Source organism: Caballeronia sp. KNU42 (assembly GCF_053760385.1).
In genome coordinates this window covers 1518920-1530910 of record NZ_CM132389.1, presented here as the reverse complement: position 1 = coordinate 1530910, position 11991 = coordinate 1518920, and the positions used below count along the sequence as shown (strand labels likewise).

Sequence of the window (11991 nt, the reverse complement as noted above, 5' to 3'; positions counted from 1 at the left end):
CTTGCAACGGAATTGGCGCACCCCGTGCAATGTCTGTTGGTCAACGCGAACCGGGTGCGCGTTTATCGTCGGAAGGATTGATCCATCGATGGAAACTACCGATCACATCTTGATCGTCGATGACGATCGCGGCATCCGCGAACTGATCGCCACTTATCTCGAGAAGAACGGCATGCGCGTGTCGCTCGCCGCCAACGGCCGCCAGATGCGCACCGTCCTCGAGCAGGGCGCGCCCGACCTGATCGTGCTCGACCTGATGATGCCGGGCGAAGACGGCCTCGTGCTATGCCGCGAATTGCGCGCGGGCAAGTTTCGCGCGGTGCCGGTATTGATGCTGACCGCCCGCAGCGAAGAGACGGATCGCATCGTCGGCCTGGAAATGGGCGCTGACGATTACCTGTCCAAGCCGTTTGCTGTGCGTGAACTGCTGGCGCGCATCCGCTCCGTATTGCGCCGCGCCCGCATGCTGCCGCCCGGCATGCAGGTGACGGAAACCTCGCCGATGATCAGCTTCGGCGACTGGCGGCTCGACACCACCGCACGCCACCTGCTCGACGCGGAAGGCACCATGGTCGCCCTCAGCGGCGCGGAGTACCGCTTGCTGCGAGTATTTCTCGATCATCCGCAGCGCGTACTCACGCGGGATCAATTGCTCAACCTGACCCAGGGCCGCCAGTCCGATCCGTTCGACCGGTCAATCGACCTGCTGGTCAGCCGCTTGCGGCAGCGCCTGCAGGACGTGGCGCGCGAGCCCCGTTACATCAAGACGCTGCGCAGTGAAGGCTATGTGTTTTCAGCAGCCGTGACCATGATCGAAGGTAACCCATGAAGCTGAATGCCGTGCTGCGCTGGCCGCGTACGCTGTTCGCAAGGCTTGCCCTGATTCTCTTTGTCAGCCTTGCGCTGGTGCAAACGCTTTCGGTCTGGCTCACCATGACCGAGCGGGACCAGACCATGAACAACGTGATGATGGGATACATCGAACGCGAGGTCACCAGTTCCGTCGCGCTGCTCGATCATTTGCCCGCGAACGAACGCGCTCAATGGCTGCCGAGGCTGGCGCGGCGCACCTATAGCTTCACTCTGGGGCCTGGGGTCACCGGCACGCCGCCGGATGCAGAGCTGTCCGCGCGGGTGGCTCAATCGATTGCGGACGGCATCGGCAAGCGCTATGCGCTAACGGCCAACGCGGTACCGGGTGACCCGGACCGCCTGCAGGTTCATCTCCGACTGAGTGACGGGACGCCTCTCACGATCGACTACCGCCCCATGCCGGGCGCGCCGCTGTCCCCGTGGCTGTCGTGGCTGCTTATCCTGCAACTGGTGGTGCTGGCTGCCTGCTGCTGGCTGGCCGTGCGACTGGCAACACGTCCATTGAGCCAGTTGGCGCGAGCGGCCGACACCTTGGGCCCGGACCTGAAGGCGGAGCGCCTGGCCGAAGACGGACCCGACGAAGTGGCGCGTGCGGCGCGGGCGTTCAACGCCATGCAGGACCGCGTCAAACTGTACATGACCGAGCGCTTGCAGATCCTCGCGGCGATTTCGCACGACCTGCAAACGCCGATTACCCGCATGCGTTTGCGCCTCGACGTGATGGACGACAACGCCGAAGGGGCAAAACTGCAGCAGGATTTGCACGAAATGGAAACAATGGTCAAGGAAGGCGTGACGTACGCGCGCACCATGCACGGCGCCAGCGAGGCGCCGCTGCGTATCGATCCTGACGCGTTGCTGGACAGCCTTGTGCTCGACTATATCGATGCCGGCAAGGACGTCTCGCTGCAAGGACATATTGCTGCTCCATTGGTGACGCGCCCTCAGGCGCTGCGCCGCATTGTGGGCAATCTCGTGGATAACGCGCTAAAGTTTGGCGGAGCGGCGGAGATCAAGGTTGCTGCGTCGCAAGACGGACAGGTTTCGGTCTCGGTGTTCGATCGCGGGCCGGGTATTCCGGCCGAGTCGCTGGAAGCGGTGTTTGAACCCTTCTACCGGCTGGAAGAATCGCGCAACCGAGGCACTGGCGGCACAGGGCTGGGTCTCGCCATCGCGCGTCAACTCGCGCTGGCGATGAACGCGGCGCTGTCGTTGCATAACCGTCCCGGCGGTGGCCTGGAAGCCAGGCTTTTATTGAAAGTCGCAAAATAGATTCGGATAACTCATTGATTACGGGGCAAGCTCGTCTTTGTATCTCAATGTATCTACACGGTCAGTGAATACACAACGTTTCACTGGCTCCCGTCACCGACACAAGCCAGATACGTCCACGGGTTCCAATAGCTCCAGGCCAGAGTGTCTGGCTTTGCAAGCAAAACGACACATGCACTGCGCTTGTATGGGGAATCTTCAAGGAGAATCAGCAATGCCGGACCAGATCAATACACGACGTCGTCGCTTGCTTGGGACCACAGTCGCAGGGTTCAGTTTGATGGAGTTGGGATTGAGCGGACTTGCCAAGGCGCAGTCGAATACACCTGCGGCCGGCAAGCAAGCTGCAACGCACGGTGCTTCGTTCGACAGCATCCGGCAAGTCAATATCGGAACGCTCAGCATGGGGTATGCGGAAGCGGGCCCACAGAATGGACCGGTCGTGATCCTGCTGCACGGCTGGCCCTACGATATCTACAGTTTTGCGGATGTCACCCCGTTGCTGACCGCCGCCGGCTATCGGGTCATCGTGCCGTATCTGCGCGGTTATGGTTCCACCCGGTTTCTATCCGCGGACACACCTCGCAACGGTCAGCAAGCTGTAGTAGCCGTCGACATCATTGCATTGATGGATGCATTGAAGATCGACAAAGCCATCCTCGGCGGCTTCGATTGGGGCGCACGCACGGTCAATATCATTGCCGCATTGTGGCCTGAGCGTTGCAAGGCGATGGTCTCCGTGAGCGGCTATCTGATCGGCAGCCAGGCAGCGAACCAGGCACCGTTGCCACCGAAGGCCGAGCTCGCGTGGTGGTACCAGTTCTATTTCGCAACCGAGCGTGGTCAGGCGGGGTATGAAGCGAACCGTCACGACTTCAACAAGCTGATCTGGCAACTCGCGTCGCCTAAATGGAATTTCGACGATGCGACGTTCGACCGCTCGGCCGAGTCGTTCAACAATCCGGACCATGTCGCGGTGGTGATTCACAACTACCGCTGGCGCCTCGGACTGGTCAAGGGCGAGCCACAGTACGACGAGCTCGAAGCGCGCCTGGCGAAGGCCCCGGCCATCTCCGTTCCCACCATCACCATGGAAGGCGACGCCAACGGCGCGCCCCATCCCCCGCCGGCGGCCTACGCGAAGAAGTTCACCGGCAAGTATCAGCACCGGAACATCGACGGTGGCATCGGACACAACTTGCCGCAGGAAGCGCCGAAAGCATTTGCCGATGCGGTTATCGATGTCGCTCGTCTTTAATAAGGCGGAGTAACGGCGGTTGCGCCGACGATTAAGCACCGTCGGCGCAACCCTTTACCTCAACGATCCGCGAGTTTTCCAGAGATGGTCCGCACCAGTAAAGCACCGAGCACGAGACATACGGCGACGAAATACAGTCCCATGCGATTGTCGTGCGTGCTCACGTTGAGCCATCCCACCGCATAGGGCGAGACAAAACCGGCGAGGTTACCCACGCAGTTGATTCCGGCGATCCCGACAGCCACGGACGTGCCGGCAAGGAACGACGACGGAATGCTCCAGAACAACGATAGCGCCGACAATATGCCCGCAGCCGCCACGCTCAACCAGATCACCGCGAGCGTCGGATGGTGACCCACATAGCCGCTTGCGGCGAATCCGATCGCACCGATCACAGCCAGCACGGAAAAATGCATCCGGCGCGAGCGGAAGCGGTCCGAGCTCATTCCGGTCAGTATGATCGCGGGAATGGCGACCAGGTACGGAATAGCCGATAACCAGCCGATTGTCGATACGTCAGTCAAGCCCGAGTCCTTGATGATCGACGGCAACCAGAAGCTGATCCCGTATAAGCCGATGATCTGGCAGAAGTAGACAGCGCAGAGCTTCCAGATGTGCCGGTCGGAAAGAATGGCGCCGAGGTTGTGATGCGTTGTCTTCTCTGCATCCTCCCGGTCGATCTCGCCTGTGACCAACGCTTTCTCCTCGTCGGTCAGCCACTTCGCCTGCGTGGGACGATCGACCATCAGGGCCAGCACCGCAATGCCGCAAAGCAGGGCCGGAAGCGCTTCGATCAGGAACAGCCACTGCCATCCCGCCATGACGGTTGAATGGCTGAAGCTGCTGAGCACCCAGCCCGACAAGGGGCCTCCGACCACGCCCGACAGCGGGATCGCGATGTAATACACGCCGAGCGCGAAGCCCCGTTTTCTCGCAGGAAACCAATAGGTCAGGTACAGCATGATGCCTGGCGAGAAACCGGCCTCGGCCACGCCCAGGAAAAAGCGGGCGGCGTAGAACTGCATCGGCGTTTTCACCAGCAGCGTGAGCGCGGAAATAATGGCCCACGTAATCATGATGCGCGCAATCCAGAGACGAGCGCCAACCCGATGCAGGATCAGGTTGCTGGGTACCTCGAAAATAAAATAGCCGATGAAGAAGATGCCCGCGCCGAGGCCATAGACGGCATCGCTCATGTTCAGGGCACTGAGCATCTGCAACTTGGCGAAGCCCACGTTCACCCGGTCGAGATACCCGCACAGATAGCACAGCACGATGAACGGCATGATGCGCCAACTGATCTTGCGGTACACATCGGTACGCGCCACCGGCGCCACCAACAGGGTTTCGCTGATATGGCTCATGTCTCCTCCGTCGTCCTTTGCCGGACGTTATAGAGTGCGGCCGGGCGGACGCCCGGCCAACTTCGATCAGGGATACTTATTATTCAGCTATGATGCGAGTTTTTCGGCAGCCACCTCCACGCCGAGTTCCTTGCGGAACATCGCTTCCATCTCGAGGCGCACGCGCACGGATTCCCTGGTGGAATCGAAGGCCACGTCGCTCCAGCGAACCGGCTGCCCTGCCGCCACCGGGCGTTGCAGCACCAGGTTGTGCGCAAGACCAATGGGCAGCGCGCCCTGAATCAGCGAGTCCACCGCGGGCATCAGCTTGCCATAGACAGTGTGGCCGCCCTCGCCGTCCAGCCGTTCGCCCGCTCGCAGGTCACGCTTCGCGGTGGCCGCAACGTCTCCATGGAATCCCGTGGTCGCGCCCGTGGCTTCACCACGCACCGCGATGCTCGCAATCGATACCCCGAGTTCGAGACCGATCAGGTGGTACGGCTTGTACATGGCGGCGAAACGTCCGCTCTTGTCGGTCTTGAGGCCGTATTGCGCGAAGCAGTCGCGAACGTAGTCGGAGGGCGCTTCGAAGACGGCGTAGACGCCCCAGCGCAAATCGCGGAACACGGGACGGCCATCGCGTTCGAGCGATGACACCACTTCCACGCTGCCGCGATGCGGAAGGATGCCGCCCTCGGAGACCGGACGCAGTAAATCAGGCAGGTCGTCAACGCCGCAGGCAGGAAACGCCAGGCCGTCGGGCGGCGGGCGCAGATCGCATGCGTTCGATACCGCCGCCATTTCCAGCGCCGACTTCGTGCCGTCGAGGAAGGAGTTGAACATCTGCGCGTTGAAGTCGCCGGAAGCCACCTGCTCTTCCGTGAAGCCGTAATGGCTCCAGACGGTGTCAGGGGTCGACTGGTGAAAGTTCGGCAAATACTTGGTGCCCTTGCCCGCGCAGATGACGTTGAAGCCGATCGTGCGAGCCCAGTCCACCAGTTCTGCAATCAGCGCCGGCTGGTCGCCCGAGGCCATCGAATAGATGATGCCCGCTTCCGCCGCGCGCCGTGCGAGCAGCGGGCCGGCAAGCACATCGGCTTCAACGTTCACCATCACAATGTGTTTCTTGTACTTGCAGCACAGGAGCGCGTGACGGATGCCCGCCGCGGGGCTGCCTGTTGCATCGATGATGATATCGACGTGGTCGCTTGCGATCATCGCATCGGCGTCGTCGGTGATGAAAGTCGAGCCGCTGCGCAAAGCTTCCGCCCACGAACTCGCCGAGTAACGCGCTTCTTCCCAGCCGACGCGCTGCATGGCGCTGCGTGCCCGTGCCGGCGAAATATCGGCTATGCCGACCAGATGAATGCCCGGCGTACGCGGTGCCTGCGACAGGTACATCGAACCAAATTTACCCGCGCCGATCAGCCCCACCCTGACGGGACGCCCTGCCTGGGCACGAGCTTCGAGCTTCGCGATAAGCGACATGCTGTCTCCTTTATTCATACGGTTGAATCGCGGTTCGCCGCTGGTTCGTCACACCGGAAACGAGCCGCGCGCCTTCATCGGGGAAGGACATGAAGCCAAAGATAGCAGCCAATTTTTTGCAATAGAATGGGCAATTCAACAACCGCGCTGTGCAAAAATTCCCATGCGAAGATTTGACTGGGATTCGCTGCAAGCCTTTCTCGCTGTGGCTCGCGCCGGGCGGCTCACTGTCGCGGCGCAGCAAATGGGCGTAGACCATTCCACGCTGAGCCGGCGCGTTGCCTCGCTTGAGGCAAGCATCGGCGTGCAGCTGTTCGAGCGGAGTTCAGTCGGCTTTTTGTTGACGCCCGAGGGAGAACGGCTGATGACCGATGCCGAGGCAATGGAGAGTCTGGCGCTGCGCATCAATGCGCGCCTCGGCGATCCATCGGCTGGATTGACGGGGACGGTCAGGATCGGTACGCCCGAGGGCTTCGGCACCTACTTTCTCGCGCCGAGGATTGCGAAGATCACGGCCATGCATCCCGACCTGGAGATAGAACTGGTCGCCAATCCGCGCATGTTCAGCCTGTCCAAGCGCGAAGCCGATATAGCAGTCAGCATGACGCGACCAAGCCAGGGCCGAGTCCACGCACACAGGCTTAATGACTATTCTCTTGGGGTTTACGCGTCGCCTCAGTACCTTCATACGCATGCGCCCATCACCACGTTTCAGGATATCTTCAATCATCCGTGGATCGGCTACGTCGAAGATTTGATGTGGAGTGCGGAGCTCGACTACCTCTCGCAGATCTCCACGTCGCTCACGCCGTCCGTGCGGATTTCGAATGTGATCAGTCAGGCTGCGGCAGTTGGCGGTGGCGCGGGGATCGGCGTGTTGCCGTGTTTTATCGCGCGGACCGATCCCTCACTCGTGCGTATTCTCCCCGATGAAATTTCGCTCAGCCGCTCCTACTGGCTGGTCACGCATGCGGACTCGCACGATGTAGCGCGCGTCAAGCTCATAGCGGATTTCATTCGCGCGGAATGCAGTGCGTCCGGGCTGTTCTGGGTGGGATAACGCCGGCTGAACGCCGCCTGCAAATCTAATACTTCCGCATAGGGCACGTCGCTCGTTGCCGAGCCGCGCGACGCCTGCGCCCGCAAAAAATCTTGCCAGCTTATTTTTTTCATGCTGGTATACCAGTCATGAACCAGATAGAAACCAGCGAAATCCCCGAACCTTACGCGAGCCTTCGCGCGTTGATCGTCGATGGATCGCTTCGCCCCGGCGAAGCACTTTCCGAACGCAGCCTCGCCGAGCGCTTGCAGGTCGGCCGAACGCCGATCCGTGAGGCGGTCAAATGGCTGGCGCGCGACGGCCTGCTCGAAATCGTGCCCATGCGAGGCACGTTCGTGCGCGAGATGTCGGTGGCCGACTTGCGCGAAATTCACGAAATGCGCCTCGCATTAGAGGGAATGGCGGCGTTCCTTGCAGCCCGCCATGGCCCCGGCGCTTCGCTTGACGAAGCGGCGGCCGGACTGCGAGCGCTGGTAGCCGGAGTCGATGCCGGCCGTGCGCTCGATGTCGACGAAGCGCAAAGCATTGGCTGGGCGTTCCACGACGCCATGTTCGAGTGCACCGACAACGGCCGGTTGCGGCAGACCTACCGAAACCTGCGCGATCAGAGCGGCCTCGCGTTGCGGCGCGTTGAACGCTACAGCGCCGAGCGGACGAAACAGGCGGTGCTGGAGCACCTTGAAATCTACGCGGCGATTCAAGCCGGCGACGCGGAAGGCGCACGCGGACTTGTCTACGGCCACATCGAACGTGCGATGCACATTCGCCTGAAGTTTCTCGCGCATACGGGCGAAGAACGGACGTGACCGTCCTCGCTGCCGCTTGACGCTACTCACGTCACTAATCACATCACTACTCACATCATTCGACATCCGTCCCGGGAGAACAATCATGCGGTCGCAACACGGTCGTAGAAAGATAGCCTTGCCTTTGCAGATGCTCCTCGGACTTGCCCTGGGATGTGCGCTCGGGTTCCTGTTTCCGCATTTCGCCGCGAAGCTTGCGCCGGTCGGCACTGCGTTCGTGCAGGCGATCAAGATGATCGTCGTGCCGCTCGTGTTCACCGCGATCACGCTCGGCATCTACCAGATGGGCAATCAGACCCGCTCGCTCGGGCGGGTATCGGCGGTGAGCCTCATCTACTTCTTCGTGGCGACGGTGATCTCCATCTTCATCGGTCTCGGACTCAATGCGCTGTTCCATCCGGGCCTGGGTGCGAACCTGGCCGCGGCCGCCAAGCCCGGCCAGGTTGTTGCTGCAAGCGTCGACTGGACCAAGTTCTTCCTCGACATGATTCCCAGCAACATCGTGACGGCGATGTCGGGAAGCAATCTTCTGCCGGTGCTGTTCTTCGCGGTGCTTCTCGGGCTTGCGCTGGCCTCGGTCGGTAGTCGCGCGAAGCCGCTGATCGACGTGCTGGACGCGTTGATGGCCGCGATTTTCAAAGTGACGGACTGGATCATTTCGCTCTCGCCCATCGCGATCTTCGCGATCATCTCGTGGCTCTTCGCGACCCAGGGGATTGGAACGCTGCTGTCGCTCGTGAAGCTGGTCGGCGTGATGTATCTCGGCCTAGCACTGCTTGTCGTGATCTTCGCGATCGTCCTGAAGGCGATCGGCGAAAAGCCGTTGCTGGTCACGCGGCAGATCAGCGAACCCGTGCTGCTGGCGTTCGCCACGCGCTCGTCGGAAGCGAGCCTGCCGTTGCATATGGAGAAGCTCGTCAAGATGGGCGTGCCGAAAGCCGTGGCATCCGTGGTGCTGCCGCTCGGCTATGCATTCAACCGCGACGGCTCGATCATGTACTTTGCGCTCGCGGTGGGTTTCCTCGCGGACGCCTATCGCATTCCGCTCGACTGGCACACGCTGTTGTCGATCGTCATCGTCACCACGCTTGCCAGCAAGGGCAGCGCAAACGTGCCCTCAGGCGGCCTCGTGGCAGTCGCGATGGTACTTAGCACGATCGGCGTTCCGGTAGAGGCACTGGCGATCATTGCGGGCGTCGACGCGTTCCTCGACATGGGCCGCACGGCGATCAACGTCTATAGCAACACGGTGGCCGTCAAGCTGGTGATGAAGCTGGCGCACGTCGCTTACGAGCAGCCCGCGAGCGAGCCTGAACCGGAGTCAAGTTCGCCGCAGCACGCAACCGGCGCGCCGAGGGGGCTTGCATGACGGGCATGATCGATCTGCGCAGCGATACCGTGACGCGCCCCACTGACGCCATGTGGGACGCGATGCGCGAAGCGTCGCTCGGCGACGACACGCTGGAAGGCGACGCAACCGTCCAGGCGCTGGAACAGGAAGCGGCGGCGTTGTTGGGTAAAGAGGCCGCGCTCTTCGTATGCAGCGGCACGATGGGCAATGTCCTGGCGACGCTGGTTCATGCGCGCCGCGGCGGTGAAGCCGTCCTCGACCAGCACGCGCATATGGCCAATTCGGAAGGCGGCGGTGTCTCCCGGCTTGCGGGCCTGTTCTGCCGCACGATTGCATCGGATCGCGGGGAGATGGATCTGGACCTCCTGAGCGATAACGTTCGCGGCGGCTATTCGCGCTACGGCGAACCGACGGCCATGGTTGCCATCGAGACGAGCCATAATGCCGCGGGCGGTTGCGTTCAAGGGCTCGACTATATGGCCCGGGTGGCAGGCATTGCACGTGAGCGAGGCGCTGCCGTCCATATGGATGGCGCACGTCTGTTCAATGCGGCGCTCGCGCTGGGCGTCGATGCCCGCGAGATTGCCCTGCATGGCGATAGCGTCACGTTCTGCCTGTCGAAAGGACTGAGCGCTCCGATGGGCTCGGTGTTGCTCGGCTCGCGTGAATTCATCGAGCGGGCAAGGACGCTGCGCCGCACGATTGGGGGCGGACTGAGGCAAGCAGGCATCATGGCCGCCGCTGGTCTGGTTGCGTTACGGACGATGCCCGCGAAGCTTGCCGAGGATCATCGGCGCACGATGTTGCTTTGGGAAAGGCTGCAGGGCAACACGCGCGTGGAGACTGACCGACAAGCGCCGCAAACCAATATCCTGCGGCTGGCGGTGCCGAATGGCGGGGCGGAAGACCATGTGCAATGGCTCGCGACTCAGGGAGTGGCCGTGCGGGCGAGCGGCCGACAGGCGATGCGTCTTGTGGTTCACCGGCATATCGACGATGCAGCCATCGATGCAGTGAGCGACGCGTTCGAGGCGCTGCCTGCGTGATGCTTTGGATCATGCAGAATGACGTCCTCTAACGCGCCGGCGATTCACCATAAGTCGATGGATCCAGGCTGCATGCAAGACCTTGCCAGTCTGCATCACCGGCCTCCCATCGGGCAGCATTGTCGCGAGCGATCCGTTGATAGAGCTGCATCGCCAGCCGGTCGTCCAGATGCCCGGTATCCTGCCCCAGATGTTCGCGCAGAAGCTGACAGCGCAGCGCTCGCACGACGTCACGATCCCACACCGCCGCATTCATTTCGCTGTGCCCGAACAGCGAGTTCGCATGCAGGTTGCATGAGCCAATGGTCGCCCACGCGTCGTCGATCAGCATGATCTTCGCGTGAACGTAGACGTATGTCCGCTCACCGGATTGCGTTTTCCCGGCGATGCCCGTCAACGTGAAATGCTCGTATCTGCCGAGCGCTTCCAGCCGGTCGAAAAACGGTTTGCGCTCGGGGCGTTGCCGCCACAGGCCCCGACACATGCCCCGACACATACTCTTGACTCAACGACCGGCTCGTTAGACGATTGTCGCTGCTCAGACCCGCCCCCTTCCAGACCATGACCGACGACGTTCCTGTTTTATCGATACCCTCATCGTCCAGCCGTCTCTCGCCCAACGACGTTCCCGTCGGTGAGCCTTTGGCGTGGTCCATCGTCAGTGCCGATGGAGTGCTGTTGTTCGATGCCGGCGCCGCGGTTCCAAGCCAGGCCGTGCGGACATTCCTGTTCGAGAATTTCGAACCCTACAAGTTTGACAAAGCGACCGAGGACGGCGCGAGCGATGCAGCGCATACCGTTCACGCAAGCGCCGAACTGCCGGAGGGCGAAGCCGCCGGTCATCTGACCCTCGACAATATCGGCCTGAAGATCGGTGCGCGCCTGGGCTTGCGGGCGGCTCCCGGCTCTGCCATGTATTCAAGCCGCCTGATCGGTTTCTCCACGCCGCGAGCGCGCCGCGCGCACGCGCTCTTCATCACGCCGCCCCTGATCTCGGGCCAGCAGCCGCTGGACCTTACGCGCGGCGAGCAAGTCGGACTGGTCGCGCTGACAACGCGGTCCGTGTTCCAGTTTGCCTGCACCGTCGACGCTGTATGCCATGAACCGTTTCACTACGTGGTGTTGTCGGAGCCGGGAATTATCCGCCGCTTACGCGCTCGCAAGTTCACCCGCTTGACCACGCGAATGCCGGCGCATTTTTTCAGCGCGGACAACGAAGAGCGTACCCCTCAACTTGGCCTGATCCGCGATATCAGCCCTTTCGGCATGTCGTTAGCCGTTGCCGAACCGAATGCGAAACTCGATGACCGGATCCATTTGTCGTTTCGTTTCAACACGGACGACACTGACGTCAACATCGATTGCGACGCGATAGTGCGGCATGTCCAAGGGGCCGACGCGCAGGGTAATAACGGTGTCTATGGACTGGAATTCGAGAAGCTTGAATCGTCGCAGCGCATAGCGTTGAAGTCGCTCATCGCGGAGCAAATCTGA

Annotated in this window: 11 protein-coding genes; 8 read left to right on the top strand and 3 right to left on the bottom strand. The window is 61.6% G+C overall.

Annotation, left to right across the window (positions count from 1 at the left end; genetic code table 11):
* The first annotated feature begins 88 nt into the window (after positions 1-88).
* The 3 genes from ACSOSP_RS25995 to ACSOSP_RS25985 all read left to right on the top strand — a co-directional run bounded on the left by ACSOSP_RS25995 (position 89) and on the right by ACSOSP_RS25985 (position 3403).
* Entirely contained in the window at positions 89-829 is a 741-nt protein-coding gene (locus ACSOSP_RS25995) for a response regulator (RefSeq protein WP_455311237.1), read from the top strand.
* The gene (locus ACSOSP_RS25990) at positions 826-2145 is read left to right on the top strand and encodes an ATP-binding protein (RefSeq protein ID WP_455311236.1); all 1320 of its coding nucleotides are present in this window, start codon (positions 826-828) and stop codon (positions 2143-2145) included. Before ACSOSP_RS25995 ends, ACSOSP_RS25990 begins: the two co-directional genes overlap by 4 nt.
* Before the next feature lie 214 nt (positions 2146-2359).
* Complete coding sequence (locus ACSOSP_RS25985; protein ID WP_455311235.1) at positions 2360-3403, top strand: alpha/beta fold hydrolase; 1044 nt, start codon at positions 2360-2362, stop codon at positions 3401-3403.
* A gap of 59 nt (positions 3404-3462) precedes the next feature.
* Here the strand turns inward: ACSOSP_RS25985 and ACSOSP_RS25980 are convergent, their stop codons facing one another.
* On the bottom strand, positions 3463-4767 hold the full coding sequence (locus ACSOSP_RS25980) for an MFS transporter (RefSeq protein ID WP_455311234.1): 1305 nt from the start codon (positions 4765-4767) through the stop codon (positions 3463-3465).
* A gap of 87 nt (positions 4768-4854) precedes the next feature.
* Positions 4855-6234, bottom strand: a complete 1380-nt coding sequence (locus ACSOSP_RS25975) for an NAD(P)H-dependent oxidoreductase (protein ID WP_455311233.1) — start codon at positions 6232-6234, stop codon at positions 4855-4857.
* Between the two features lie 163 nt (positions 6235-6397).
* On the opposite strand from ACSOSP_RS25975, the gene ACSOSP_RS25970 reads away from it, so the two are divergent.
* The 4 genes from ACSOSP_RS25970 to ACSOSP_RS25955 all read left to right on the top strand — a co-directional run bounded on the left by ACSOSP_RS25970 (position 6398) and on the right by ACSOSP_RS25955 (position 10497).
* On the top strand, positions 6398-7294 hold the full coding sequence (locus tag ACSOSP_RS25970; protein WP_455311232.1) for a LysR family transcriptional regulator: 897 nt from the start codon (positions 6398-6400) through the stop codon (positions 7292-7294).
* 128 nt (positions 7295-7422) lie between these two features.
* Positions 7423-8100, top strand: coding sequence for a GntR family transcriptional regulator (locus ACSOSP_RS25965; protein ID WP_455311231.1), 678 nt, complete (start codon positions 7423-7425; stop codon positions 8098-8100).
* 85 nt (positions 8101-8185) lie between these two features.
* Complete coding sequence (locus ACSOSP_RS25960) at positions 8186-9469, top strand: dicarboxylate/amino acid:cation symporter (RefSeq protein ID WP_455311229.1); 1284 nt, start codon at positions 8186-8188, stop codon at positions 9467-9469.
* Entirely contained in the window at positions 9466-10497 is a 1032-nt protein-coding gene (locus ACSOSP_RS25955; RefSeq protein ID WP_455311228.1) for a threonine aldolase family protein, read from the top strand. Before ACSOSP_RS25960 ends, ACSOSP_RS25955 begins: the two co-directional genes overlap by 4 nt.
* Before the next feature lie 28 nt (positions 10498-10525).
* On the opposite strand, the gene ACSOSP_RS25950 is transcribed toward ACSOSP_RS25955, so the two are convergent.
* Positions 10526-10981 (bottom strand): phospholipase D-like domain-containing protein, encoded by a 456-nt coding sequence (locus tag ACSOSP_RS25950; RefSeq protein ID WP_455311227.1) that lies wholly within the window; start codon positions 10979-10981, stop codon positions 10526-10528.
* Positions 10982-11058: 77 nt separating this feature from the next.
* Here ACSOSP_RS25950 and ACSOSP_RS25945 point away from each other — a divergent pair, with 77 nt between their 5' ends.
* Entirely contained in the window at positions 11059-11991 is a 933-nt protein-coding gene (locus tag ACSOSP_RS25945; protein ID WP_455311226.1) for a flagellar brake protein, read from the top strand.

Coding starts and splice junctions, on each gene's coding strand:
- ACSOSP_RS25980 (WP_455311234.1), bottom strand. CDS start 4,767: ATGAGCCATATCAGCGAAACCCTGTTGGTGGCGCCGGTGGCGCGTACC.
- ACSOSP_RS25970 (WP_455311232.1), top strand. CDS start 6,398: ATGCGAAGATTTGACTGGGATTCGCTGCAAGCCTTTCTCGCTGTGGCT.
- ACSOSP_RS25990 (WP_455311236.1), top strand. CDS start 826: ATGAAGCTGAATGCCGTGCTGCGCTGGCCGCGTACGCTGTTCGCAAGG.
- ACSOSP_RS25995 (WP_455311237.1), top strand. CDS start 89: ATGGAAACTACCGATCACATCTTGATCGTCGATGACGATCGCGGCATC.
- ACSOSP_RS25975 (WP_455311233.1), bottom strand. CDS start 6,234: ATGTCGCTTATCGCGAAGCTCGAAGCTCGTGCCCAGGCAGGGCGTCCC.
- ACSOSP_RS25950 (WP_455311227.1), bottom strand. CDS start 10,981: ATGTGTCGGGGCCTGTGGCGGCAACGCCCCGAGCGCAAACCGTTTTTC.
- ACSOSP_RS25945 (WP_455311226.1), top strand. CDS start 11,059: ATGACCGACGACGTTCCTGTTTTATCGATACCCTCATCGTCCAGCCGT.
- ACSOSP_RS25985 (WP_455311235.1), top strand. CDS start 2,360: ATGCCGGACCAGATCAATACACGACGTCGTCGCTTGCTTGGGACCACA.
- ACSOSP_RS25960 (WP_455311229.1), top strand. CDS start 8,186: ATGCGGTCGCAACACGGTCGTAGAAAGATAGCCTTGCCTTTGCAGATG.
- ACSOSP_RS25955 (WP_455311228.1), top strand. CDS start 9,466: ATGACGGGCATGATCGATCTGCGCAGCGATACCGTGACGCGCCCCACT.
- ACSOSP_RS25965 (WP_455311231.1), top strand. CDS start 7,423: ATGAACCAGATAGAAACCAGCGAAATCCCCGAACCTTACGCGAGCCTT.